A 24,756-nucleotide genomic window follows, 5' to 3' on the forward strand; every position below is an offset into this window, starting at 1 on the left:
CGAGTCGTGGTGCAGCATAGAAGCGCGATGTTCGCCCGATTGTGTGAAGATCGCCCCACCTACGGGGCCGCGGTGAGGTGCACGACCTTCACGGCGGTCATCTCGTCGAGCAGCTCGGGGCCGAACCCGAATCCGGAGCCGCTCGCGCGTCGGGGCTGCGACGCCCCGCCGGGAGCACCGCCGAACACCGCGTTGACCTTCACCGTCCCGACCGGCAGCTCCCGCCACGCGGCCTGTGCGTGGGCCTGGTCGGCGGTGAGCACGGTGGCACCCAGCCCGTAGCGGTCCGCGCTCGCCTCGCGCAGCGCGGTGGCGAAGTCCGGGACGACGCGCACCGGCGCCACCGGGCCGAACGTCTCCTCGCTCAGCACCGCCATGTCCGGCACGCACCCGGTCAGGACGGTCGGCGGGTAGAAGGCGCCGGGACCGTCCGGGACCGCGCCGCCGGTGAGGGCGTGCGCGCCCCCGTCCAGGGCGCCCTGCCCGTGCCCGTGCACGTGGGTGCGGTGCGCGCGGTCGACGAGCGGCCCGATCCGCTGCGCCCACTGCTGCGCCTCCCGGGTGAGCGCGGCGAGGAACGGGTCGGTCACCGACGCGTGCACGTAGATCCGCTCGACGGACACGCAGATCTGCCCCGCGTTGGCGAAGGCCCCCAGCGCGGCCTGGGCAGCGGCCCACTCCGGGTCGACGCCGTCGTCGACGATCAGGGGATCGTTGCCGCCGTTCTCCAGCAGGGCACGGGCACCGGTCCGGGCGCACGCCTCGGCGATCCGCCGTCCGGTCGCCGTGCTGCCGACGTGCGCGACGACGTCGACGGGCGCGCCGGCGAGCTCCGCACCGACGGCACCGTCCCCGTCGACGATCTCGAGCACGCCGTCGGGCAGGTGGGCGGCCACGAGCTCGGCGAACCGCCGCCCGGTGCGCGGGCAACGCTCGCTCGGCTTGTGCACGACGGTGTTGCCGGTGGCGAGCGCGGCGCCGATCAGCCCCGCAGCCACGGCGACCGGGTCGTTCCAGGGGGTCAGCACGGCGACGACGCCGCGGGGCTCGGGGATCATCAGGTCGGTGGCGTCCCAGCCACCGTGCAGGCTCCGGCCGCGGTGCAGGGGCCCGAGCTCGGCGTACTGCACGAGGGTGCCGACGCCGGCGTCGACGCCGCCGCGGGCGTCGTCGGCGGGCTTGCCGGTCTCTCCGGTGTTCAGTGCGGCCAGCTCGTCCGCCGCGGCGCGGACGGCCTCGGCCGCAGCGTGCAGGGCTGCGCGCCGCTCGGCGGCCGGGGTGCGAGCCCATCCACCGGCGGCGGAGCGGGCGGCCCGCACGGCCTCGTCGCAGCGGTCGGGCGACGCCACCGGGACGCGACCGGCGACCTCTCCGGTGCGCGGGTCCAGGACGGTCAGCTCACGGTTCTCCAGCACGGTCACGCGGGAGCAGTACCCGCGAGGATCACCCGTGATGCGGCGGGGGCGGGCCCCATCCCGGCGGCGGGGCGCCCGGGTTCGGGGGCGGGGCATCCCATCCCGGCGGCGCCCAGGGCGAGGGAGCCCCCTGCCACGGCGGCTGGGGACCCGGCCCGGCCATCGGGAACGGCCCACCGAAGGGCGCGATGAGCCCTGGGCGGCGCACCGCGAGCAGCAGCAGCACCGCCGCCGCGAGCGCGAGCAGACCGGCCACCAGGATCAGGTACCCGCCCGCACCGACGTCCGCCGAGGCGCGGAAGCTGCTGTCGGGGCCGTCCTGCGCCACCGCCGCACGCACATCGCGCAGCGACGTGAGCAGGTCCATCCAGATCACCGCGACGACGCCGACGAGCAGACCGGCCACGCCGACCGCGAACGAGCGGCCCGTGCCCGGGTCCCGGCGGGCGCTCAGGAACAGCACGACCGCAGCGGCCAGCGCGAGCATCGCGGCCACCGTGAGCGGAATGCCGTGCAGGGAACCGGACGAGGCGGGCGGCTCCTCCGGTGCGGGTTCCACGGTGATGCCCCAGCCGGTGGTCGTGCTCGTCGTCGGTTCCGTGTAATCCGACTCGTAGTGGTAGACGTGGAACGCGGCGAAGCTCCCGCCCAGGGCCAGTGCCGCGGCGACGGCGAGCAGCGCGGTGGCGATCAGCCGCGGCACCTGCGGCCTGGGCGGCTCGAACTGCGGATACCCGTACACCCCCGACATGCGATCACTGTCCCAGGCGGGCCGCCGCCCGGCCAAAGGTGGCGGCGGATCAGGACCGGTGCGGGAGCTTCGCGGGCGTCGACGGCGGGGGCACGACCGGGCCGATGTCGCCGTCGGGCGCAGTGTCGAGATCGACGACCACCGGGGCGTGGTCGCTGGGCCCGCTGCCCTTGCGCGCCTTGCGATCGACCCAGGCGGCGGCGACCCGGCCCGCGGGTTCGGCGCCGGCGAGCACCAGGTCGATGCGCATCCCGAGGTCCTTGTGGAAGCGACCGGCGCGGTAGTCCCAGTAGCTGAAAACCCGCTCGGTGGGCCAGCGCTCGCGCACCACGTCGTGCAGCCCGAGGCCGGTGAGCTCGGCGAGCGCCTTGCGCTCGGCCGGCGTGACGTGCGTGGAGTGGACGAACAGCGCCGGGTCCCACAGGTCGTCGTCGGTGGGCGCGATGTTGACATCGCCCGCGACGACGGCGGTGGCCGGGTCCGTGACCGACGCCCGCAGGGCCGCGAGCCATTCGAGCTTGTAGAGGTAGTGCGGGTCGTCCGGGGTGCGGCCGTTGGGCACGTACACCGAGGTGACGCGCAGCCCGCCGCAGGTTGCGGTGACGGCGCGGGCCTCGGGGGCCGATTCCGGCGTGGGGTAGCGCGGCTCGCCGGGCAGCCCGCGCACCACGTCCTCCAGGCCGACGCGCGACAGCAGCGCCACACCGTTCCAGCGGCCCTCGCCGTGGTGGGCCACCGCGTACCCGCGCTCGCCGAGCGGCGCCGCCAACGCCTCGTCGAACGCCTCGTCGGACAGCTTCGTCTCCTGCAGGCAGACGACGTCGGGTGCGCGCTCGTCCAGCCAGGGCAGCAGCCGGGGCAGCCGGGAGAGGGCCGAGTTCACGTTCCACGTAGCCAGGCGCACCTCGCGCACGCTACCGTGACAGGGTTTGTACGATGGTCGAACAAAGGGGTTACACGATGCCGCAGCCCACCCGCGAGGACCGGTTCGCCTTCGGACTCTGGACCGTCGGCTGGCCCGCGCGCGACCCGTTCGGTGACGCGACCCGGCCGGCGCTCGACCCCGTCGAGTCGGTGCACCGGCTGTCCGAGCTCGGCGCGTGGGGCGTGACCTTCCACGACGACGACCTCATCCCGTTCGGTTCCGACGCCGCCGAACGCGACCGGATCATCGCCCGCTTCAAGGCCGCGCTGGCCGAGACCGGCCTCGTGGTCCCGACGATGACCACGAACCTGTTCAACCACCCCGTCTTCAAGGACGGCGGGTTCACCAGCAACGACCGCGGCGTGCGCCGCTTCGCGCTGCGCAAGGTGATCCGCAACCTCGACCTGGCCGCCGAGCTCGGCGCCACCACGTACGTGTTCTGGGGCGGGCGCGAGGGCGCCGAGGTCGACTCCGGCAAGGACGTCGCCGCCGCGCTCGACCGCTACCGCGAGGGCATCGACCTGCTCGCCGCGTACGTCAAGGACCAGAACTACGGCATCCGCTTCGCCATCGAGCCGAAGCCGAACGAGCCCCGCGGCGACATCCTGCTGCCCACCGCGGGTCACGCCCTGGCGTTCATCGCCGAGCTGGAGCACGGCGACATCGTCGGCATCAACCCGGAGGTCGGCCACGAGCAGATGGCCGGGCTGAACTACACCGCGGGCATCGCGCAGGCGCTGTGGGCCGACAAGCTGTTCCACATCGACCTGAACGGGCAGCGCGGCATCAAGTACGACCAGGACCTGATCTTCGGTCACGGCGACCTGCTCAACGCGTTCTCCACGGTGGACCTGCTGGAGAACGGCGCGCCGGGCGGAGGCCCCCGCTACGACGGCCCGCGCCACTTCGACTACAAGCCGCTGCGCACCGAGGACGTCGACGGCGTCTGGGCGTCCGCCGCGGCCAACATGAGCACCTACCTGATCCTCAAGGAGCGCGCCGCGGCGTTCCGCGCCGACCCGGAGGTCGCCGAGGCGCTGGCCGTCTCCGGCGTGGCCGACCTGGCCAAGCCCACGCTGAACCCCGGCGAGACGATCGCCGACCTCAAGGCCGACCGCTCCGCCTTCGAGGACTACGACGCCGACAAGGCGGGCGAGCGCGGCTACGGGTTCGTGCGGCTGGGGCAGCTGGCGGTGGAACACCTGATGGGCGCACGGTGAGCCGATGCAGCGAGGACGCCCGATGACGCTGGTGGCGGGGGTCGACTCGTCGACCCAGTCGTGCACGGTCGTGATCCGGGACGCCGAGACCGGCGCCCTGGTCCGGTCGGGGATCGCGAAGCACCCCGACGGTACGGAGGTCGACCCCGCCGCCTGGTGGGACGCGCTGCAGGCAGCGCTCGCCGACGCGGGCGGGCTCGACGGCGTTGCGGCCATGTCCGTGTCCGGGCAGCAGCACGGGATGGTCTGCCTGGACGCGGCGGGCGAGGTGGTCCGTCCCGCGCTGCTGTGGAACGACACCCGCTCCGCGGACGCGGCCGCCGACCTGGTCGCCGAGCTGGGCGCGCGGGAGTGGGCCGAGGCCGTCGGCACGCTCCCGGTGGCCTCGATCACCGCCACCAAGCTGCGGTGGCTCGCGCGGCACGAGCCCGGGCACGCCGGCGCCACGGCCGCGGTCTGCTTGCCGCACGATTGGCTCACCTGGAAGCTGCGCGCCACCGGCTCGCTCGCCGACCTGGTGACCGACCGTTCCGACGCCAGCGGCACCGGCTACTTCTCCGGCGTCACCGGGGAGTACCGGCTCGACCTGCTCGAGCGGGCGTTCGGCCGGTCCGACGTGGCGCTGCCGCGCGTGCTCGGACCGGCGGAGGCAGCCGGGCGGACCCCGGACGGCACGCTGCTCGGGCCGGGCACGGGCGACAACGCCGGGGCCGCGCTCGGGCTCGGCGCCGGCCCCGGGGACGTGGTGGTGTCGCTGGGCACCTCCGGTGTGGTGTCGGCGGTCAGCCCGACACCGACCGCGGACGAGACCGGCATCATCGCCGGGTTCGCGTCCGCCACCGGGGAGCACCTGCCGATCGTGGTCACGCTGAACGCTGCGCGGGTGCTCGACGCCGCCACGCGGATCCTCGGCGTCGACCACGCGGAGCTCTCGCGGCTCGCGCTGTCGGCACCCGCCGGCGCCGACGGGCTCGCGCTCGTGCCGTACCTGGAGGGCGAGCGCACCCCCAACCGGCCCGAGTCGACCGGTGCCCTGCACGGGATGACCCTGGCGACCTCCGCCCCGGCCCACCTCGCGCGGGCCACCGTCGAGGGGATGCTGTGCGGGCTCGCCGACGCCCTCGACGCGCTGGTCGCGGCCGGGGTACCGGTACGGCGGGTGCTGCTGATCGGGGGCGCGGCCCGCTCGGACGCGGTGGCGCGCATCGCACCCGCGGTGTTCGGCAGGCCGGTGCTGCGCCCGACACCCGGCGAGTTCGTGGCCGACGGCGCCGCCCGACAAGCCGCGTGGGTGCTCTCCGGCGCCGAGGCGCCGCCGGAATGGGCGGCAGCGGACACCGAGGTGTTCGACGCCGACCCGACGCCGGGTGTCCGCGAGCGGTACGCGCAGGTCCGCGACCTGACGGCCCCGCGGCTCGGGTGACCGCACACGAAAGCAACGAACGGCACTCTCGTCGGCTAGGTACCAACGAGAGTGCCGTTCGTCGGCGGTCGGCCGGGCAGCACACGGTCCGGCGGCACAACCTCGCGCTGGTCCTCGGGGAGGTCGCCGGGCCGCAGCCGCTGTCGCGGGCCGGGGTCGCGGCCCGCACCGGGCTCACGCGCGGGACCGTGTCGTCGCTGGTCGAGGAGCTGATCGGGGCCGGTCTCGTCAGCGAGCTCGCCGCCGCCCGCGGCGGGCCGGGCCGCCCGGCCAGCCCGCTGCAGCTCGACCCGCGCGGGCCCGCCGGGCTCGGCCTGGAGGTGGGCGTCGACGCCGTCGGCGCCTGCGTCGTCGACCTCACCGGCACGGTCCGTGCGCAGCGCACAGCCCGGTCCGACCACCGTGACGACGCACCCGACGCAGGCCTCGCCACGGTCGCCGCCCTCGCCCGCGAGGTCGTGGCACAGGCCCGGCTCCCGATCGCCGGCGCGACCGTGGCGCTGCCGGGCGTCGTCACCGCCGATGGGGTGCTCGAGCGCGCCCCCAACCTGCCCCGCTGGGTCGACGTGGCCGTCGGCGAGGCCCTGCGCTCCCGGCTCGGTGGCCTCCCGGTCCGCCCGGGCAACGAGGCCGACCTCGCCGCGCTCGCCGAACGGTGGGCGGGCGGCCCGCCGGACGCCGTCGTCGTCTCCGGCGGGATCGGCGTCGGCGCCGGCGTCCTCCTGGACGGCACGCTGTTCGCCGGTGCGGGCGGGCGGGCCGGCGAGATCGGCCACGTCGTCGTCGAGCCGGACGGGCGGGCCTGCCACTGCGGCGGCCGCGGCTGCCTGGAGACCGTCGCCGGCCTGGAGGCACTGCTGGACCGCGCGAACGCCCCCGACCTGGACGCGCTCGTCGCGACGCACCCCGACGCCGTCCGCGCCGCGGGCCGCGCGCTCGGCATCGCGCTCGCCGGGGCGGTGCACCTGCTCGACGTTCCTGCCGTGGTGCTGGGCGGCGCCTACCCCCGCTGCGGCCCCCTGCTGCTCGACGCCGTGCGCGCCGAGCTGGACGCCCGGGTCTTCTCCCGCTCCCGCGTCGACGTGCGCTTCTCCACCCTCGGCCCGGACGCCGCCCTGCGCGGCGCGGCCACCACGGTGGTGCAGGAGGTGCTCGCGGACCCGGGGGCCGTGCTCGCCGGGAACGGTGTGGGGGCGGCAGGTACGTCGCTGTAGCGCACTCGCACCGTTCCACGATCACGGCCCGGCCCCGGGCACGACCGCCGGACGTGGTGGAGGGGTGCACCACGTCCGGCGACCGTGCGCCGGGCCGGGCCGCAACGGTGTCGGGGCCGGTCAGGAGGCCCGGGGCAGGACCCGGATGCCGTCCGCGCGGATCGAGGAGGCGTCGGCGGTGCCGGTGAGCACCACGACGTCGCCGACGACCGGCTTCTGGGACAGCGCGGTCACGTCGGCCGTGACGGTGAGGCCCTCGACCGAGGTCACGGTCGCGGTGGTGCCGGCGAGCGCCGTGACCGTGCCGGTGACGCTCGCCTGCGGCGTCCAGATCGAGTCCGCGGTGGCGGCGTCGCCGGTGCCCTCGACCTCGACCACCACGCGCTCACCGGCCTGCAGGTCGCCCAGCGCGGCGTTGGACGGGCCGCCGACCTCGGTGTCCCCGTCGGTGCGCAGGGTGCGCGGGCCGGCGGCGTCGACGTTGACGACGATCGAGCCGTCGGCCACCGACGCGACCGTGCCGGTGATCACCGGGTCGTCGCCGAAGCCGAAGACGCGGGGGCCCGGGGCGTCATCGTCGTCGCGGTCGCCGCCCCGGTCGCCCCAGTCACCCCGGTCGCCCCGGTCGTCGTCGCCCCACCGGCCCGGGCCGCCCTCGCCCCACCGGCCGTGCTCGCCCATCGGCCCGGACCAGCCGGCGCGGTCGAAGCCCGGTCCGAAGCGGTCGCGGTCGTCGTGGGGCCACAGGACGGCGGCGGTGACGCCGGCGATCACCACCAGGGCGGCCACGACGGCGGTGACCACGGCGCCGCGGCTGCGCAGCCGGGAGCGCCAGGGACGGCGCTTCGAGGTCTGGGTGGTGGGCGGTTCGGTCGTGGGGGGTTCGGTGCTGCTCATCGCTGCTCCCTCGGGGGTGTGCGGTGTCTCGTCCCCACCGACGTTGCGCCGCCATCCTGAAGGCGGGCTGAAGCCCGCCGACACCTTCAGCCGATCTTCAGGCGGGGTGGGGCGGGCACCGGGAGAATGGGTGGTGTGACCGCGCGCGTGCTGGTGGTGGAGGACGCCGAGGCGATCCGCTCCGGCGTGGTCGCCGGCCTCACCGAGGCCGGCTTCGGCGCCGCCGGGCGCGTCGACGGCCGCGGCCTCGAGGACGACCTCGCGACGTTCCGCCCGGACCTGGTGGTGCTCGACGTGATGCTGCCCGGCCGTGACGGGTTCGCCCTGCTCGAGGTGGTGCGCAGGCACAGCGACGCCGGCGTGGTGATGCTGACCGCCCGCGACGCCGTCGACGACCGGCTGCGGGGCCTGCACGGCGGCGCCGACGACTACGTGGTGAAGCCGTTCGCGCTGGCCGAGCTCGTCGCGCGGGTGACGGCGGTGCTGCGCCGGATGGGCCGTACGCCCTCCACCGTGGAGGTGGGCGACCTGGTCGTCGACGCCGCGGCGGGCACCGTGCTGCGCGGCGGGGCACCGGTGGAACTCACGGCCACCGAGCTGCGGCTGCTGGACTACCTCGCCGCGCAGCGCGGCCGCGTCGTCAGCAAGGGGCAGATCCTCACCCGGGTGTGGGGGTACACCGACTACGACCCGAACCTGGTGGAGGTGCACGTCTCGGCGCTGCGTCGCAAGCTCGGGGAGCCGCGGCTCGTGCACACCGTGCGCGGGCTCGGGTACGTGCTGCGCGCCGACGGCGAGGAGGCGCCGGCGTGACGGCGCCCCGGACGTCGCTGCGGACGGTGTCGCTGCGCCGCCGCGTGACGGTGCTCAGCCTCACCGTGCTCGCCGCCGTGCTGCTGGCGGTCGGGGTCCTGACCGACGTCGTGTTCAGCGCGCAGATCCGCAACGAGCTGCGCGAGCAGCTCGACGTGCGCGCGGCGCTCGCGGGCCAGCTCGTGGCGCAGGGGGCGCCGGCTGCGGAGGTGGCCCGTCGGGTGGAGGCGCCGGGGATCCGCGCGGAGGTCGTCGCGCCCGACGGCACCCTCTACGAGGGCGACCCGGACGACGACGACCGCTGGTCAGGGCCGCCGTGGCGCGGCGCACCGCCCGCGGGCGCGCACGACGACGGCTGGTGGGACGACGACCGGGGCGACGATCGGGGGGACGACGACTCGCCGGGCGGCGAGGACGCCCAGGTGCTCGCCCAGCCGCTGGCCGACGGCTCACAGCTCACGCTGACGGCCAGCGGCGGCCCGGTGAGCGGTGCCCAGCAGCTGCTGCGCCGCACGCTGTTCGTGCTGAGCCTCGCGGCGCTGGCGGTGGCCGGGATCGTCATGCTGCTCACCACGCGCGTGGCGCTCGCACCCCTGGACACGATGACCGGGCTGGCCCGCTCGATCACGGGCGGGAACCGCGGGCGGCGCCTGTCCCCCACCCGCGCCGACACCGAGCTGGGGCGCACGGCCGCGGCGTTCGACGCCATGCTCGACGAGCTGGAGGGCGCCGAGGCCACCGCACGGGCGGAGGAGGCCCGGACACGGCGGTTCGTCGCCGACGCCGCCCACGAGCTGCGCACCCCGATCGCGGGCGTGCAGGCCGTCGCGGAGGCGGCGATGGCGCCCGACATGGCGCCGGAGGAACGCGAGCGGCTGCACCTGCTGCTGCTGCGGGAGAGCCGCCGTGCCGGCCGGCTCGTGGACGACCTGCTGGTGCTCGCACGCCTGGACGCAGGCCTCGAGCTGCGCCACGAGCCCGTCGACCTGTGGGAGCTCGCCCGCGCCGAGGCCGAACGCGCCCAGCTGCTGGCGCCCGACCAGCGGGTGGAGGTCCGGGGCGAGCCGGTGACGGTGCCCGGCGACGCGTCCCGGCTCGCCCAGGTACTCGGCAACCTGCTCGACAACGCCCGCCGCCACGCAGGCCCGGGGGCGGTCACCGTCACCGTCTCCGCGGGCCACCCGGCCACCGTGCTCGTGGCCGACGACGGCCCGGGCGTGCCGCCGCAGGACCGCGAGCGGATCTTCGACCGGCTCGTCCGCCTCGACGAGGCCCGCGGCGGGGACGGCGGCGCCGGGCTCGGGCTCGCGATCGCCCGGGGCATCGCGCGCGCCCACGGCGGTGACCTGCGGTGCGTTGACCCGCCGTCCGGGCGCGGCGCGGCGTTCGAACTGGCCCTTCGGGCCCCGTGAGCCTTCAATCCTCGTCGGGCAGCGTGACCTTGCGGATGTAGAGCAGCCGGTCGCCGCGCTCGAGGGCGTCGACGGCGGAGGCGTCCACGCGGAACAGGTCCTCGCCGCGCACCACGCCGAGCACGATGTCGGCCAGGTGCCGCGGCGAGCCCCCGACCTCGGACTCCTCCACCGACCGCTCGCTGATCGCGAAGCCCGCGTCGGGGGTGAGCAGGTCCTCCACCACCTCGACGACGCTCGGCGTGGTGGTCGCCATGCCCAGCAGCCGGCCGGCCGTCTCCGCCGAGACGATCACCGAGTTGGCGCCGGACTGGCGCAGCAGGTGCACGTTCTCCGACTCCCGCACCGAGGCGACGATGCGGACGTCCGGGGCGAGCTCCCGCGCGGTGAGCGTGACCAGCACCGCGGTGTCGTCACGGTTGGTGGCGACGACGATGGCGGACGCCTGCGCCAAGCCGGCGATCCGCAGCACGCTGGAGCGCGTGGCGTTGCCCGTGACGGTCACCAGCCCGAGCGCGGACGCGGCGTCGAGCTGGGTGCGGTCGGTGTCGACGACGACGATGTCCGAAGGTTCGGCACCGTCGCCCAGCAGCGTCTCGACGGCGGCCCGCCCCTTCGTGCCGTACCCGACGACGATGGTGTGGTTGCGCACGTGACGGCTCCAGCGGTCGATGCGAACGGCTTGCCGGGAGCGCTCGGTGAGCAGCTCCACCGTGGTCCCGACCAGCACGATGAGGAACAGCAGCCGCAGCGGCGTGATGACGATCGTGGTCAGCAGCCGGGCTTCCGGCGTGACGGGCACGATGTCGCCGTAGCCGGTGGTCGAGAGCGACACCGTGGCGTAGTAGAACGCGTCGCCGAGCGAGATCGGGGTGTCGCTGTTGTTGTCGACGTACCCGTCGCCGCTGAGCCACACGACGATCGCGGCGGCGGCCAGCGCGGAGAACGCGGTGAACACGCGTCTCAGCAGGGCGATCGCGGGACTGGCACCGGTCTCGGGCATGCGGATGAGACCGACCAGCGAGGGGTCGGCGAGCGGCCGGCGGGTCGTCCGCCGGTGATCCGTCACCACGGGCGGGAGAGTAGCCGCCGGGTCCCGGCCTCCGCGCGGCGACCGGCGGTGCCGGTGACCGTCAGTCGTCCGCGACGATCCCGGCCTCGGCCGCACCCGCCACGAGCGCGTCGAGGCCGAACGCGGCCACGGCGTCGAGCGCACCGGTGCCCTGCACGCCCTGCTCCGCGGCCCGCCCGGCGCCCCAGGCGAGCAGGTCGGCGGTGATCGCGTAGGGCTCAGGTGCGGTCAGCCGGGTGCGGGCGAGCAGCGTGCCGGTGGCGTCGAACACCTCGGCGACGAAGTGCGACCGGGCGCGGGTGAGCGCGTCCGTGCCCGGGTCGGGGGCGAGGCGGCGCGTGACCACGTCGACCACGGCGGTCACGGCGCCTGCCGGGATGCGGGCCAGCAGCGGAGCCACCCGTGAACCCGCGTGCACCGCGCCGCTCGCGCGGCCGAACCAGCCGAGGTAGACGTCCACGGTGCGCAGGCCGGGCGCGATGCGGGGCAGCGCGAACTGCTCGCTCGCCCCGATCGTGACGCCCGCCCGCGGCAGCCCGGCGACGTCGAACGTGCGCATCCGGGCCCCTGCGGGCTCGGAGCGCAGCGCGCCGTCACGCCACGCGTAGAGCGGGGTCGTGGCCGTACCCGCCAGCGAGCGCAGCGTGCCTCGGGAGAACGGCCTGCCACCACCGAGACCGGTGAGGAAGTAGCCGACGTCGACGCGGTCGGCACCCCCGCCCGCCGCGCCCTCCCCCGCTGCGCGCAGCGCGAGCGCCCCGGCGAGCACACCCGGCACGTAGTCGTTGCCGAACGCCGGGAGCAGCGCGGCGCCGGACCGCTGCGCGGCGGACCCCCACCGCTCGTGCACGGCACGGATGAATGGCGGCTCGCCGGTGGAGTCGAGGTACACCGCACCGGCGCGGACCGCGGCCGCCACGGCCGGCGCCCCCAGCGTGACGAACGGCCCGACCGTGCTGACCAGCACGTCACCCGGCCCGACGAGCGCGGCGACCGACTCCTCGTCGCTGACCGTCGCGCCGGCCGTGTCCAGGCCACCGAGACGCTGCGACAGCGCGCGCAGCCGGTCCGGGTCGCGGCCGGCCAGCACCGGGCGCAGCCCGCGGGCCACCATCGCCTCGGCGGTGCGCCCACCGGTGTACCCGGTGGCGCCGAACAACACGATCCGCCCGCTCATGACCGGGCACGCTAGCGCGTACGCTCCCCGCCGTGGCGCGATACGCGGTGCTCCTGCGCGGGATCAACGTGGGACGCGCCAAGCGCGTCGCGATGGCCGACCTGCGCGCCCTGCTGACCGACCTCGGCTACCGCGAGGTGCGGACCCACCTCAACAGCGGCAACGTGGTACTCACCGGTGACGACACCGATACCGCCGGGCACGCCGCCCGCATCGAGGCGGCGATCCGCGACCGGCTCGGCATGGACGTGCGCTGCGCCGTCCTCTCCGCCGAGGAGCTGCGCGCGGTCGTCGAGGGCCACCCGTTCGCAGACGTCGCCGACAACGGCTCGCGGATGATGGCCTACGTGTACGTCTCGCCGGTGGATCCCGCGCTGGTGGCCGGCCACCCGCCGGTACCGCAGGACCCGGAGCGCGCCCGCGTCGGCGACCGCGCGGTCTACCAGTGGTGCCCCGACGGCCTGATGGCCGCGCCCGACGTCGGTCCGTACATCACGCAGCACCTGCACGCCGACGTCACCGCGCGGAACTGGAACACGCTCACCAGGCTCGCCGGTCTGCTGTAGGTCACGACGGGTCGGGACGCCTGTGCAGGTCGTCGATCTGCCGGCGGGCGTCGTGCAGCGCGGCACGGGTCCGGCGCAGGTCGACGTCGCGGTCGCGCAGGTCGGCCCGCGCGTCCTCGAGCTCGTCGTCGGCCTGCCTGCGCAGCGCGTCGCTGGTGTGGAGCTGCTCCTCGAGCCCGCTGATGGCGTGTGCGGAGGCCAGGGGGTGCCCGGCGTCGAGCAGCTCCCGCAGCCGGGCGGCGAGGGCGAGCTGGCGGCGTGAGTAGCGGCGGTGGCCGCCGCCGGTGCGGTACGGGTGCAGCACGCCGGAGGTGTCGAGGCTGCGCAGGAAGGCAGGCTGGACGTCGAGGAGCTCCGCGGCCTGTCCCATCGTGACCGAGGGGTAGTCCTCGTCGTCCAGCCTGCCGAGGTTGTGGGTCACCGCGCTTCTTCCGTTCCTGATCGGATCGTCTCCAGTGTGCTCATCCACCTCCCGTGGTCGAATCGTGGTCCGTTGTTCTCGACCTCCTCGTCGCGTCGACGAGCCCGGCGCCCCGGGATCGTCGACGACCGGCAGCGCCCGCGACGCCGTCCGCTCCCGGCCGGTCGTCGGGGTCGTCTCCGTAGAGGCAGTCCAACACCCGGTGGATGTCCGGATCCGCCTCCGTCCCGTCGGAGCCGGCGGCGGTCGGCCGCGGCGTGCTGGTGGTGGGATCGGAACGGTCGTCGACGATCACGGTGCACCTCACGTATCGGAACGCGCCAGCCATCGCGTCCGGGTCAACCTCTACCAGTGGTTCGCGGCGGTCGGCTGGTGCCGCGACCCTCAGGCGCTGATCTCGCGACGGTCGGCGTCGTCGGCCGAGGAGACCGCGATCGTGCGCGGCTTGGCCTTCTCGGCGACCGGGATGCGCAGGGTCAGCACGCCGGCGCGGTAGTCGGCGTGGACGTGCTCGGTGTCCAGGCTCTCGCCGAGGAACAGCTGCCGCGAGTACACGCCCAGCGGCCGCTCCGAGACCTGCATCTCCACGTTCTCGTCGCGCAACGACGGGCGGCGCTCGGCCCTGACGGTCAGCACGTTCCGCTCGACGGACAGCTCGATCGCGGTGGGGTCGACCCCGGGCAGGTCGAACTCGACGACGAACTCGTCGCCGTGCCGGTAAGCGTCCATGGGCATGGCCGCCGGACGCGACCACGTCCCGGATGCGGCGCCGAATGCCTGCTGCGCGAGACGGTCGATCTCGCGGAACGGGTCGGTACGCATCAGCATCGCCAGCCACTCCTTCCTGGTTCGACAACGGTCGCGATGCACTCCGAGCCTTGAGCTTCAAACCCTCGCCTCGGATATCTCTAGTTTGCACTAGAGGTTTTCCGCCGCGCAAGGGCGAAACTTCCTGTATCGCTCCAGCCGTCAGTGCGCCTGCGGCACGGACGCCAGCAGGTCGCGCAGGCCGTCCGCGTCGAGCAGGTCGGCCGGGCGCAGCGTCACCCCGCGGCGGACGTAGTGGAACGCCGCCCGCACCTGCTCGGGTTCGCAGCCCGCGAGCTCCGCCCATGCCAGCCGGTAGGCCGCGAGCTGGACGGCGAGGGCGGGCACCCGTGCGGCCTCGGGCAGCGCGCCGGTCTTCCAGTCCACCACGGTCCAACCGCCGTCCGGGTCGGCGAACACGGCGTCCATGCGCCCGCGCACGCCCACCCCGGCGACGACCGTCTCGAACGGCACCTCCACCTCGACCGGCCGCCGGTCGGCCCACTCGCTCGCGAGGAACGCCGCCTGCAGCTCCTCGAGCGCGTCGTCGGAGGCGGCGCCCTCGTCGGCGGCCCCGGGCAGCTCGTCGAGGTCGAGCAGCTGGGCCGCCCCGAACCGCTGCTCCAGCCACGCATGGAAGGCGGTGCCGCGCCGCGCGTGCGGGTCGGGCGGCAACGGCATCGGCCGGCGCAGCCGTGCGGCCAGCGCGGCCGGGTCGGCGGCGAGCTCCACCAGCTGGACCACCGACAGCTGCGCCGGCAGCGCCACCGCAGGCCGGGCGCGTGCCGCCGCCCGCTCGGCGAGCAGCACGTCCACGTCGGCCGCCCACCCCTCGGGATCGTCCTGCTCGGGATCCTCCGGCGGTTCCTCGCCCAGCAGCTCGAGCTGGTCCCCCGGCTCGGCCTCCTCGGCCCGCGCCGCGCGCCGCGCGGCCAGCTCGTGCATCGCGGTGCGCACCAGCTCCGCACCCGCGTGCACGTGCGGGGAACGCTCGCCGAGCGGGTCGGTGGGCCACGACGCGGTGGGCTGGGAGACCGTCGCCGGGTTCACGGCGTCGGCCTCGGGCTCCGGCGCCCACTGCTCGGCGCCGTGGACGGCCGCGACCTCGACCAGGAACTCCGAAGGCGCTCTCGGCCGCTCCCCCGACGCGGCCCACCGGTGCCCGGACGCCAGCAGCACGCGCTCGGACCGCGTGAGCGCCACGTAGAACAGGCGCCGTTCCTCGGCGAGCCGCCGCTCGTCGAGCGCCTCGGAGTGGGCCTTGAGCGCGTCCTCCAGCTGCTTGCGGTCCCCCTCGGCGGGCAGGTCGAGCACGGGCAGGTCGTCGGCGTCGCCCCGCAGCGCCACGGGCAGCTCGGCGGGGTTGGTCAACCAGGTCCCGCTGATCTTGCGTCCCGGGAACACCTGCGTGACCAGGTGCGGCACCGCCACGACCTCCCACTCCAGACCCTTCGCGGCGTGCACCGTCAGGACCTGCACGCGGTCGGGCGCGACCTCGACCTCGCCGGGGGTGAGCCCGTCCTCGGCACGCTCGGCGGTCTCCAGGTAGTCCAGCAGCGCGGGCAGCGTCGCCACCTCGGCACCCGCCGCGAAATCGGCCACGACGTCGGCGAACGCGTCCAGGTGCGCCCGACCGACGGGGCCGGGGCGCGCCACGCTCTCCGCGTCCAGGAGCAGCATCCGCTCCGCGTCGGCCACCAGGTCGGTCAGGGGCGCCGACGCCCGCAAACGCAGCCGGCCCAGCTCCCGCGCCAGCCGCGTGATCCGCGCGAAGCCCCGCTCGGAGTACCGCTCCGGCTCACCCGGGTCGTCGAGCGCGTCGACGAGGCCCGCCTGCTCGGCCTGCTCGCCGGGCAGTGCGCCGTGCGCCAGCTCCGCCGGGGAGAGCGGCCCCGTCTGCGGCGGCAGCGCCGGCACGATCTCGCGGGCACGCTGCCACAGCGCGGCCAGGTCGGCGACGCCGAGCCGCCACCGCGCCCCCGTGAGCAGCCGGACGGCGGCAGGCCCGGCGAGCGGGTCGGCCACCAACCGCAGGGCGCTGACCAGGTCGCGGACCTCCGGCGTGTCCACCAGCCCGCCGAGACCGACGACCTCCACCGGCAGGCCTCGGGCGCGCAGCGCGGTCGCCACGGCATCCATGTCGGCGCGGCGGCGCACCAGCACCGCCGAGGTCGGCGGCTCGTCGGGCGCCTGCGCCCAGCGCTCGGCGATCCCGTCGGCCATCCAGTCGATCTCGGCGGCGATGTCGGGCAGCAGCGCCACGCGCACGACCCCCGCGCCGGTGCCGGGCCCGGCCCGCAGCTCACCCACGCCGACCGCCCCGGGAGCGCTGCGCAGCGGCGCGGACGCGGCGTTGGCGAGCGCCAGCACCTCGGGAGGGTTGCGGAAGCTGGTGAGCAGGCCGTACTCGGCGGCGGGCGCACCTCGCGCATCGGGGAAGTCGGTGCGGAAACGGGCGAGGTTGCCGGCGCTCGCCCCGCGCCAGCCGTAGATCGACTGGCTGGGGTCGCCGACGGCGGTGACGGCCGGACCACCCTCCCGGACCGGCTCCCCCGGCGGAGTGCCGAACAGCGCGCGCAGCAGCACCCGCTGCGCGTGACCGGTGTCCTGGTACTCGTCGAGCAGCACCGCACGGTAGGTGGCGCGCTCGGTCTCACCGACCTCCGGGTGCTCGGCAGCCACGCGCGCGGCGATCGCCAGCTGGTCGCCGAAGTCGACGGTCCGCTCCGCGCGCTTGCGGGCGGCGAACGCCTCGACCAGCGGCAGCAGCGCCGCGCGCTGGCGCTGGGCACCCATCCACCGCTTGTAGGTCTGCGACGGCTCGGCGCGCTGGCGCTTGCCCGGCGGCGCGGCGTCCAGGACGGCGACGAGCGCCTCGGCGTGCCGGCGCACCGCCTCCGGCTCGACGAGGTGCTCACCCAGCTCGCCGGCCAGCGCGAGCAACCGTTCGGTGACCGTGGCAGGCACGAGGTCGACGTCGAGGTCGTCAGCCCACGTCGTGACGACGCGGTGGGCGAGCTGCCAGGCCGCGGTCTGCCCCAGCAACCGGGCGGCCGGCTCGGCCGGCAGCCGCAGCGCGTGCTCGGAGACGAGCCGCCCGGCGTAGGCGTGGTAGGTGGCGACCGTGGGCTCGCCGGCGAGGACCTCCGCGCGCCGGCGGCCGCTCGGGTCCAGCTCGTCGAGCAACCGGGTACCCGCGAGACGGCGCAGCCGAGCCCGCACCCGCGAGCCGAGCTGCTGGGCGGCCTTGCGCGTGAACGTCAGGCCCAGGACCTGCTCGGGCAGCACCCGGCCGGTGGCGACGAGCCAGACGACGCGCGCCGCCATCGTCTCGGTCTTGCCCGCACCCGCGCCGGCGACCACGAGCGCCGGCCGCGGGGGCGCGGCGATCACGGCCGCCTGCTCCGGTGTGGGGGGCGGCAGGCCGAGCGCGGTGGCGAGTGCGCTCGGCGTCAGGTCCACGGCGCAGTTCTACCGCAGCACGCGGGGGACGGGGGTCAGCGCCGTGCTTCCCGCGGCGCGGAGTAGATCCGCACCCAGTCGAACTCCAGGCTGACCTCTTCGGGCGTGGTCTCGTCCGGGGCGGGGATCCACTCCCGGTAAGGACCCACGTCGAGCTGGATCGTCATGTGCATCGGCACCTTCGGGATCACGTTGCGGTCGCTGGTCTCGAACTGCTTGACCCCGTCGACGTACCAGACGAGCCGGTCGGGCAGCCAGTCCATGGCGAAGGTGTGCCACTGGCTGAAGTCGCCGGTGACCTTCGTGCCGGCCTGCTTGTTCTCGGACGAGAAGTGGATGACGAAGTGCGCCTCGTTCCGGTCCTCGTGGGGCACCTCCATCATGTCCAGCTCGCCGTCGTCCTTGTTCTCGGTCTCGGGCCAGAGCAGGATGGCCGCGCCGCGGCCGCGCCCCTTCTCCGTCCGGGCCCGGAACTCCCAACGGCCGTACAGCTGGTCGCGCTCGTGCCGCATGCCTCCGGATATGTCGCCGCGGGCGGTGATCCGCAGCATGCCGTCCTCGACGGAGATCGCCGAGGGGCGGCGGTACCCGTTGCCGAAGCCGCCCACGCTGTTGTACGGGTCCCACGACCGCCCGAGCGTGGACCCCTCGAAGTCGTCGGTGGCGACCGGCTTCCAGTCGACACCCGAGGTGCTCGTGCTGGATGCGCCGTTCGTGGATCCCTCGCTGGGCGCCGCGGTCCTGGGCACCTCCGTGGGCGGCGGCGCCGGCGCCGGCAGCGCCTGCAGCAGGTCCGGTGGCGCCGTACCCGACCCGGGTGCCCCGGCACAGCCCGCTGCGAGCAGTAGTGCTGCACAGACCATCACCGACCGCAGCCGGCCCGGGAACCGGGACATTCTGCCTCCTCGTACCGCACACCGGAGGGAGCGCGGGGAGCGCCGGTGTGCACCGTGACCGTACCGGGCACCGGAACGGACAGAACGCCCTCCCGAGGAGCGCGATCGCCCGATCCGGTGATGAGCCCGCACCAAGAGTGACGCCGACAGGAGCAGGATGTTGCCCCGCCGGGGCTACGCGTCGGGCACCGGTCGGCCCGATTCGCTCAGCGGGCAGCTCGTGCGCACGGGGCACCGGTCGCAGTCGGGACCGACGCGGGCCACGAACTGGGCCTCCGACGTCTCCTCGGCGCACTGCAGCAGGACCTCCCGCCAGCCCGCCAGCTCCTCCTCGCCCAGCGGGGGCTGAACCGGCTCCTTGGCCTGCCCTCCCGACTTCTGGTCGGCGAGGTACACCAGCCGGGCACCCCCGGGCTGAGCCCCCGGCTCCAGCAGCTTCCCGAACGCGCCGAGGGCCGCCGCGAGCTGGTAGACGGCGAGCTGGGGGTGCTCGGCGGCGGCCCGAGCGCTGACCGCCGTCTTGCCGGTCTTGACGTCGACGACGACCGGACGCCCCTGCGCGTCGACCTCGAGCCGGTCGACGCGCCCCCGCAGGCGCAGCCACGGCCCGCTCGGGATCCGCTCGCCCTCGGCGCCCGGCTCGTGGCCCGGAGCATCGCCCGGCTCGTCGCCCACGATGTCGACCTGCACCGGCTGCTCGACCGCCACCAGCCGCAGCCCTTCGGCCCGGCTCGAACGCACCCATCCCTCGAACGCCGCCAGCATCCCGCGCACCCGCTCCAGCTCGCGGCGGCCGAACCAGGGAGCGCCTGCGTCCAGCCGGGACCACGCCGACCGCAACGCCTGCTCCAGCTCGGCGCGTTCCGCACCCGCCGCCTCGGCCTGCACCAGCGCATGCACCAACGATCCGGTGACGGCCGCGAGCGCACCCACGTCACCGCCCCCGTGGCGCTCCAGCACCCACCGCAGCGGGCAACGCACGATCTTCTCCACGTCCGACGGCGAGACCGGCACGACCTCGCCGGGTGCGCGCAGCGGCACCTCGGTGGAGAGCGGGGCCAGCCCGTACCAGTCGTCGGGGTGGGCGCCCGGCACGCCCGCCTCGGCCAGCCTGGCCAGCTGCACCGCGGCCCGGCGCCTGCGCTCCTCGCACCGCGGATCGTCCGGCGCCGCCGGCGCGCAGATCGACCGGCGCAGCTCCCCGACGAGCTCGGCGAGCACCAGCGAGCGACCCGGCCGGAAGACCGGGCGGTCGGCGCTCGTGGCGGCCACCGGATCGAGCTCGTCGAGGAAGCGGGACGGCTGCTCGTCCTCCCCCTGCACGGCGCTGACCATCAGCGTGTGCCGGGCCCGCGAGCACGCCACGTAGAACAGGCGCCGCTCCTCGGCCAGCAACGGCGCCACCCGGGACACGGTGGCCCCGACGGGTTCGGCCACCCCCGCCACCAGGTCGACGAGCCGCTCGTTGCCCAGCAGGCTGCCGCGCAGGCGCAGATCCGGCCAGCTGCCCTCCTGCACACCCGGCACGGCGACCACGTCCCACTCGCGCCCGCGGGCCGCATGGGCGGTGAGCAGGGCCACGGCCTCGCCCTGCGGGGCGCGCGGCGCCATCGACTCCCCCGGCAGCTGCTGGTCGGAGATGTACTCGGTGAAGCTCGCGACCGCCGCCCCGGGCAGCCGGTCGGCGTAGCGCGCGGCCGCGTCGAACAGCGCGAGCACGGCGTCGAGGTCCCGGTCGGCGGCCGCCCCCATCGGGCCACCGCGTGCGCTCCCGTCGCGCAGCCGCGGGCCGAGCCCGCACGCCTGCCAGACGCGCCACAGCACCTCCTCGGCGCTCTCCCCGTCGCGGATCGCGTCGCCCGCGACGGCGAGCAGCGTGCCCACCCGGCGCAGCGGCGCGGTCTCGTGCGGGGGCAGCGCCACCAGTGGGTCCGGGCGGCCCAGCGCGGCGGCGCGCAGCGCCTCCACGAGCAGCGGATCGCTGCCGGAGCGTTCGGCCTCCGCGTCGTCGTCCGGAGCCGCCCGGGTGACGGCGTGCAACCGGAGCAGCCCCCGCCGCAGCCGCCGCAGCCGCATCGGATCCGCGGACCCGAGGGGGGAGGTCAGCAGCGCGTTCGCGGCGTCGGCGTCCAGATCATCAGGCCGGGCGGCGCAGCGCAGCACCATCAGGAGCGGGACGACGGCGGGCCTGCGGGCCAGCGGCAGCTCGTCGGTGGGCGCGGCGATGGGCACCCCGGCCGCCAGGAGCGCGCGGCGCAGCGTGGGCAGCGAGCGACGGGCGGACCGCGCCAGCACCGCCATCCGCGACCACGGCACCCCCTGCGTGAGGTGGGCACGGCGGAGCTGGTCGGCCACCCACCCGGCCTCCTGCGCGGCCGACCCGAACACCTTCACCTGCACCGAGCCGCCGGTTCCGGCACCGGGTTCGGCGTCACCCGCCTCACCCGCCTCACCCGCCTCTCCGGCCCGGGGGGCCCGTGCCCGCGAGTCGCGCGCTGGCTGCACCCGTGTCGCGGCGGACGTCCCCGGGCCGTCAGGGCTCCGGTGCTCGGAGCCCAGGACGTCGAGCTCCAGATCATCGGGACGGAGGTCGTCGGGAGGCGGGTCGTCGGGAGGTGGGTCCGCGGGAGGCGGGCTCGCGTGCCCTGGTGCGGCGCGCCGTCGCCCCGGCCCGGTGCCGGGGAGCCGGGCCGCGAGGCGGGTGACCGCGGCGCGGACCGCGGGGGCGCTGCGGTGGTCGACCGGGAGCACCACCGTCTCGGCCTCGACGGCGCGCAAGCCCTCGGGATCGGCGCCGCGGAAGTTCAGCACGGCCTGGTCGGGGTCGCCGGCGAGCAGGACGGTCTGCGCCGTGGCGCCGAGTGCCCGCACGAGCTCCATCTGCTGCGGATCGAGGTCCTGCGCGTCGTCGACGACGAGGTGGCGGACCCGCGCGCGCTCCGCGTCGAGCAGATCGCGATCTGCGGCGAGCGCGTCGAGCGCGGCCGCCACGAGCTCGGCGGCGTCCAGGGCCGGGGCCGTGGCCTGCGGCGCGCCCCTGCCTGCCGCGCCGCGCAGCAGGATCACCTGCTCGTAGCTGCGGAAGAACCGGCCTGCCGCCCGCCACTCCGGCACCTCGTGGCGGCGCCCCAGCTCCGCGAGCTCCTCCGGCCCCAGGCCGCGTTCCCCCGCGCGCAGCAGCAACTCGCGCAGCTCGGCGGCGAAGCCGGGCATCCCCAGCGCCGGTCGCAGGCGATCGCTCCACCCGGAATCGGGCACCCCGCCGTGCTCGGGCCCGCAGAGCTCGCCGGCGAGCAGGTCGCGCACCACCGCGTCCTGCTCGGCACCGGCGAGCAGGCGCGGGGGCGGGTCGCCGTGGCGCGCAGCGTGCAGCCGCAGCACACCGAACGCGTAGGAATGCACGGTGCGGACGAGCGGCTCGCGCATCGTGCGCCCGACGCCCGGCTCGTGGGCCGTGTCGACCAGCCGCTCGCGCAGCTCCCCCGCCGCGCGCCTGCTCCCCACGAGCACCAGCGTGTGCGCCGGGTCCTCACCCGCGCGGATCCGCCGTGCCACGGCGGCCAGCAGCACGCTGGTCTTGCCCGTGCCCGGCCCACCGACCACGCGCAGCGGCCCGCTCCGGTGCTCCAGCACCCGCCGGGCGGCCGGATCCCACTCCGGCTCGCCGGACGCCGTGCGCGGTCTGCGCACGAGCCCGGGCGCCAGCGCGGCGCGATCGGGACGGACGTCGGTGCGGAGCACGGACCGATGCAACCACGCCACCCCGACAACTCCGCCGCCGGCGCACCCGACCCGACCCGGCGACGCACCCCGGCGGGGCGCCCGCATCCGTCGGATCCGGGGTCGTCCTGGCAGGCTGGCGACGTGGACGAGGAGACCGTGGAGCAGGTGCGGGCGGCGGTGCGGGCGGTCCCGGCGGGCGAGACCGCCACCTACGGGGAGATCGCCGAGCGCACCGGGCTGCGCTCGCCCCGGCTCGTGGGCCGGATCCTCGCCGAGGACGGCCACGACCTGCCCTGGCACCGCGTCCTGCGCGCCGACGGCAGCTGCGCCCCGCACCTCGCGGCCGAGCAGAGCGCCCGGCTGCGGGCCGAGGGTGTCCTCATGGTGGACGGCCGCCTCCCCAGGCCGATCCGTGCGCGAGCTGCTCTGCCCACGGAGGTCGAGGACGGCGCACCCACGGCCCGCGACGGCAGTTGATCGTTGCGAGATCCAGCGATCCGCCCCGGCGAGGGCGCTCACCTCGATCTCGGACGATCGTTGCGAAGTCGAGCTGCCCTCCGTCCACAGGGCGCTGCCGACGGTGTAGCCGGCACCCGGCCACACCCGACGGTCACCTCGCCTCGGAGCGTCCCGGGTCCGCGATGCGCGTCTCAGGCCGAGCGGGCGTGCGCGGCGAGGGCGTCCGCGTAACGCGCGCCCAGCACGTCGAGCACCGCGGGGTGGTCGGAGAGCGGGGCGCCCACGGCGTCCGCGCCTCCGCGTTCCAGGTTGCGCTGGAACAGCCCCGGCGCGAGCAGCCACGACGCCACGACCACCCGTTGTGCCCCCTCCGCGCGCAGCCGGGCCACCACGTCGGCGACACCGGACCGGTGTGGGTGCCCGGGCCCGCGCGCAGCGGCCGGGTCGCCGAGCACGATCTGCGCCGGCGTGACCGGCCGCCCCAGCAACCTGCCGAGGCGCCGGGCGGCGCGGGCGCCGTCGAGGCGGGCGTGCGGGTCGCTGGAGGCGGCGACGGCGAACACCACGGCGTCGTCCGGGCGGGCACCGGCATCGGCCAGCCGTTGCGCGGCGGCCGCGACGAGCAGGGGGTCGGGCCCGAACGCCTCGGCGAGCACGACATCGCGCCGGCCCGTGGCCCGCAGCTGCTCGGGGACGTCGGCGCGCACGTGGTAGCCGGCGGCGAGGAACGCGGGCACCGCCACGGTCGGCCCGGGCAGCTCGGCGAGGGCGTCGGCCGGGGTCGGTCCACGGACGTCGGCGTAGCAGGCCCGCACGGGTACGCCCAGCAGTCGCTGCGCCCGCGCGGCCACCCGCTCGGTGACGACGGAGCCGGCCGGGTCGCGCGTGCCGTGCGCGACGAGCAGCAGGTTCATCGGACCCGGGCGGTTCACCGGTCCCGCCCGCAGTTCGCGCCCGCCGGCTCCACAACGGGGTCGAGCGCCAGCCGGTACCCGCGCTTCACGACGGTCTGCACGAGCGCCGGCCGGCCGAGCGCGCCGCGCAGGCGGGCCATCGCGGTCTCGACGGCGTGCTCGTCGCCGCTCCCGCCGGGCAGGGACCGCAGGAGGTCGGCGCGGGAGACGACCCGGCCGGGCCGCCGGACGAGCGCCCGCAGCAGGGCCATCCCCGCGGGTGGCACGGTGCGCAGCTCCCCGTCCACGAGCACGGCGTGCCCGCGCACCTCCAGCACGTGCCCCGCGACCGGCAGCCGGCGCGCGCGCCGCGGCAGCTCCGCCTCCAGGTGGCGCACCATCGCCCCCAACCGGGAACGCTGCGGCTGCAGGGTCGGCACGCCCACGTCCTCCAGCGGGGCCGCGGTGACCGGCCCGACGCACAACGCGAGCACCGGCCCGCGCAAGGCCTCCAGCACCAGCTCCCGCATCCCGCGCTCGGCGCAGCGCGCGAGCAGGCTCGCGGCGGCCGGCGCGCTGGTGAAGGCGAGGACGTCGATCCCCCCGCAGACGGTGGCGTCGATCAGCCGGTCCAACGGGCCGAGGTCGGCGGGCGGCAACCAGCGGTAGACCGGCACCTCGACCACCTCGGCGCCCGCCACCGTCAGCGCCTCCACGACGTCGGGCAGCGGGTCGCCGTGCAGCTGCACCGCGATCCGCAGACCGTCGACGCCCCGCTCCAGCAGGTGGTCCAGCACCTCGGCCGACGACTCCGACTCCGGTGACCAGGCGTCCACCAGACCGGACGCCCGGATCGCCCCCCGCGCCTTCGGGCCGCGGGCGAGCAACTCCCCGGCGCCGAGCGCCGCGAGCAGGTCCTCGCCGATCCCCCACCCGTCGGCGGCCTCGACCCACCCGCGGAACCCGTGACCCGTGGTGGCCACCGTGATGTCCGGCGGGCGGGCGACGAGCGCGCGGGTGGCGTCGGCGAGCTCGGTGTCGTCGGCGACCGGGACGATCCGCAGGGCGGTGCCCTGCTGCACGACTGCGCCGCGGCGCTCGAGCATCGTGGCGAGCTCCTCGGCCCGGCGCGCGGCGGTGACGCCGACGGTGAACCCGGCCAGGGGCGGCACCGCGGCGGCGGGGGCGGATGAGGTGGTCACAGCGGCCG

20 protein-coding genes are annotated in these 24,756 nt (G+C 76.0%); 7 read left to right on the plus strand and 13 right to left on the minus strand.

Annotated features, from left to right (window positions below):
- Positions 1-59 precede the first annotated feature (59 nt).
- Genes CFP66_RS04000 through CFP66_RS04010 form a run of 3 tightly spaced genes read right to left on the minus strand, consistent with a single transcriptional unit; the run spans position 60 to position 3,070 of the window.
- The gene (locus tag CFP66_RS04000) at positions 60-1,421 is read right to left on the minus strand and encodes an aldehyde dehydrogenase (RefSeq protein WP_233159119.1); all 1,362 of its coding nucleotides are present in this window, start codon (positions 1,419-1,421) and stop codon (positions 60-62) included.
- 22 nt (positions 1,422-1,443) lie between these two features.
- On the minus strand, positions 1,444-2,166 hold the full coding sequence (locus tag CFP66_RS04005; protein WP_094920411.1) for a hypothetical protein: 723 nt from the start codon (positions 2,164-2,166) through the stop codon (positions 1,444-1,446).
- Positions 2,167-2,215: 49 nt separating this feature from the next.
- The gene (locus CFP66_RS04010) at positions 2,216-3,070 is read right to left on the minus strand and encodes an exodeoxyribonuclease III (RefSeq protein ID WP_094921499.1); all 855 of its coding nucleotides are present in this window, start codon (positions 3,068-3,070) and stop codon (positions 2,216-2,218) included.
- Between the two features lie 56 nt (positions 3,071-3,126).
- On the opposite strand from CFP66_RS04010, the gene xylA reads away from it, so the two are divergent.
- Genes xylA through CFP66_RS04025 form a run of 3 tightly spaced genes read left to right on the plus strand, consistent with a single transcriptional unit; the run spans position 3,127 to position 6,948 of the window.
- Complete coding sequence (xylA, locus tag CFP66_RS04015) at positions 3,127-4,311, plus strand: xylose isomerase (protein ID WP_094920413.1); 1,185 nt, start codon at positions 3,127-3,129, stop codon at positions 4,309-4,311.
- A gap of 22 nt (positions 4,312-4,333) precedes the next feature.
- Positions 4,334-5,734 carry a xylulokinase gene (locus tag CFP66_RS04020; protein ID WP_094920415.1) on the plus strand — a complete coding sequence of 467 codons (1,401 nt, stop codon included), beginning with the start codon at positions 4,334-4,336 and terminating at the stop codon, positions 5,732-5,734.
- On the plus strand, positions 5,731-6,948 hold the full coding sequence (locus CFP66_RS04025; protein WP_233159120.1) for an ROK family transcriptional regulator: 1,218 nt from the start codon (positions 5,731-5,733) through the stop codon (positions 6,946-6,948). Before CFP66_RS04020 ends, CFP66_RS04025 begins: the two co-directional genes overlap by 4 nt.
- A gap of 120 nt (positions 6,949-7,068) precedes the next feature.
- Here CFP66_RS04025 and CFP66_RS04030 read toward each other — a convergent pair whose 3' ends face one another.
- Positions 7,069-7,845, minus strand: a complete 777-nt coding sequence (locus tag CFP66_RS04030) for a hypothetical protein (protein WP_094920418.1) — start codon at positions 7,843-7,845, stop codon at positions 7,069-7,071.
- A gap of 126 nt (positions 7,846-7,971) precedes the next feature.
- On the opposite strand from CFP66_RS04030, the gene CFP66_RS04035 reads away from it, so the two are divergent.
- The gene (locus CFP66_RS04035; protein ID WP_094920419.1) at positions 7,972-8,658 is read left to right on the plus strand and encodes a response regulator transcription factor; all 687 of its coding nucleotides are present in this window, start codon (positions 7,972-7,974) and stop codon (positions 8,656-8,658) included.
- Positions 8,655-10,070: a HAMP domain-containing sensor histidine kinase gene (locus CFP66_RS04040; RefSeq protein ID WP_094920421.1), complete on the plus strand. Its 1,416-nt coding sequence runs from the start codon at positions 8,655-8,657 to the stop codon at positions 10,068-10,070. The genes CFP66_RS04035 and CFP66_RS04040 overlap by 4 nt, the downstream gene beginning before the upstream one ends.
- 4 nt (positions 10,071-10,074) lie before the next feature.
- Here the strand turns inward: CFP66_RS04040 and CFP66_RS04045 are convergent, their stop codons facing one another.
- Complete coding sequence (locus CFP66_RS04045) at positions 10,075-11,073, minus strand: TrkA family potassium uptake protein (protein WP_094921501.1); 999 nt, start codon at positions 11,071-11,073, stop codon at positions 10,075-10,077.
- A gap of 130 nt (positions 11,074-11,203) precedes the next feature.
- Positions 11,204-12,319, minus strand: a complete 1,116-nt coding sequence (locus CFP66_RS04050) for a saccharopine dehydrogenase NADP-binding domain-containing protein (protein ID WP_094920422.1) — start codon at positions 12,317-12,319, stop codon at positions 11,204-11,206.
- A gap of 32 nt (positions 12,320-12,351) precedes the next feature.
- On the opposite strand from CFP66_RS04050, the gene CFP66_RS04055 reads away from it, so the two are divergent.
- Positions 12,352-12,885, plus strand: a complete 534-nt coding sequence (locus tag CFP66_RS04055) for a DUF1697 domain-containing protein (protein WP_094920424.1) — start codon at positions 12,352-12,354, stop codon at positions 12,883-12,885.
- 1 nt (position 12,886) lies between these two features.
- Here the strand turns inward: CFP66_RS04055 and CFP66_RS04060 are convergent, their stop codons facing one another.
- From CFP66_RS04060 to CFP66_RS04085, 5 genes are all read right to left on the minus strand, one after another.
- Positions 12,887-13,306, minus strand: coding sequence for a MerR family transcriptional regulator (locus CFP66_RS04060; protein ID WP_369804951.1), 420 nt, complete (start codon positions 13,304-13,306; stop codon positions 12,887-12,889).
- A gap of 384 nt (positions 13,307-13,690) precedes the next feature.
- On the minus strand, positions 13,691-14,134 hold the full coding sequence (locus CFP66_RS04070; protein WP_094920427.1) for an Hsp20/alpha crystallin family protein: 444 nt from the start codon (positions 14,132-14,134) through the stop codon (positions 13,691-13,693).
- 141 nt (positions 14,135-14,275) lie between these two features.
- Positions 14,276-17,575 carry an ATP-dependent DNA helicase gene (locus CFP66_RS04075; protein ID WP_094920428.1) on the minus strand — a complete coding sequence of 1,100 codons (3,300 nt, stop codon included), beginning with the start codon at positions 17,573-17,575 and terminating at the stop codon, positions 14,276-14,278.
- 35 nt (positions 17,576-17,610) lie between these two features.
- Entirely contained in the window at positions 17,611-18,471 is an 861-nt protein-coding gene (locus CFP66_RS04080; RefSeq protein ID WP_094920430.1) for a family 16 glycosylhydrolase, read from the minus strand.
- 174 nt (positions 18,472-18,645) lie between these two features.
- Positions 18,646-22,212, minus strand: a complete 3,567-nt coding sequence (locus CFP66_RS04085) for an ATP-dependent helicase (protein ID WP_369804952.1) — start codon at positions 22,210-22,212, stop codon at positions 18,646-18,648.
- Positions 22,213-22,335: 123 nt separating this feature from the next.
- On the opposite strand from CFP66_RS04085, the gene CFP66_RS04090 reads away from it, so the two are divergent.
- Entirely contained in the window at positions 22,336-22,671 is a 336-nt protein-coding gene (locus tag CFP66_RS04090) for an MGMT family protein (RefSeq protein ID WP_198961230.1), read from the plus strand.
- 173 nt (positions 22,672-22,844) lie between these two features.
- On the opposite strand, the gene CFP66_RS04095 is transcribed toward CFP66_RS04090, so the two are convergent.
- Positions 22,845-23,585, minus strand: a complete 741-nt coding sequence (locus CFP66_RS04095) for a sirohydrochlorin chelatase (protein WP_233159121.1) — start codon at positions 23,583-23,585, stop codon at positions 22,845-22,847.
- Positions 23,582-24,748 (minus strand): uroporphyrinogen-III synthase, encoded by a 1,167-nt coding sequence (locus tag CFP66_RS04100; protein ID WP_233159122.1) that lies wholly within the window; start codon positions 24,746-24,748, stop codon positions 23,582-23,584. The genes CFP66_RS04095 and CFP66_RS04100 overlap by 4 nt, the downstream gene beginning before the upstream one ends.
- Positions 24,749-24,756: the final 8 nt, after the last annotated feature.

Source organism: Pseudonocardia sp. MH-G8, from assembly GCF_002262885.1.
Lineage (GTDB): Bacteria > Actinomycetota > Actinomycetes > Mycobacteriales > Pseudonocardiaceae > Pseudonocardia.

Bases quoted from the DNA above. Each gene is read 5' to 3' on its own strand.
- CFP66_RS04005 (WP_094920411.1), bottom strand. From the start codon at position 2,166: ATGTCGGGGGTGTACGGGTATCCGCAGTTCGAGCCGCCCAGGCCGCAG.
- xylA (WP_094920413.1), top strand. From the start codon at position 3,127: ATGCCGCAGCCCACCCGCGAGGACCGGTTCGCCTTCGGACTCTGGACC.
- CFP66_RS04020 (WP_094920415.1), top strand. From the start codon at position 4,334: ATGACGCTGGTGGCGGGGGTCGACTCGTCGACCCAGTCGTGCACGGTC.
- CFP66_RS04030 (WP_094920418.1), bottom strand. From the start codon at position 7,845: ATGAGCAGCACCGAACCCCCCACGACCGAACCGCCCACCACCCAGACC.
- CFP66_RS04035 (WP_094920419.1), top strand. From the start codon at position 7,972: ATGGGTGGTGTGACCGCGCGCGTGCTGGTGGTGGAGGACGCCGAGGCG.
- CFP66_RS04045 (WP_094921501.1), bottom strand. From the start codon at position 11,073: ATGCCCGAGACCGGTGCCAGTCCCGCGATCGCCCTGCTGAGACGCGTG.
- CFP66_RS04050 (WP_094920422.1), bottom strand. From the start codon at position 12,319: ATGAGCGGGCGGATCGTGTTGTTCGGCGCCACCGGGTACACCGGTGGG.
- CFP66_RS04070 (WP_094920427.1), bottom strand. From the start codon at position 14,134: ATGCTGATGCGTACCGACCCGTTCCGCGAGATCGACCGTCTCGCGCAG.
- CFP66_RS04080 (WP_094920430.1), bottom strand. From the start codon at position 18,471: ATGTCCCGGTTCCCGGGCCGGCTGCGGTCGGTGATGGTCTGTGCAGCA.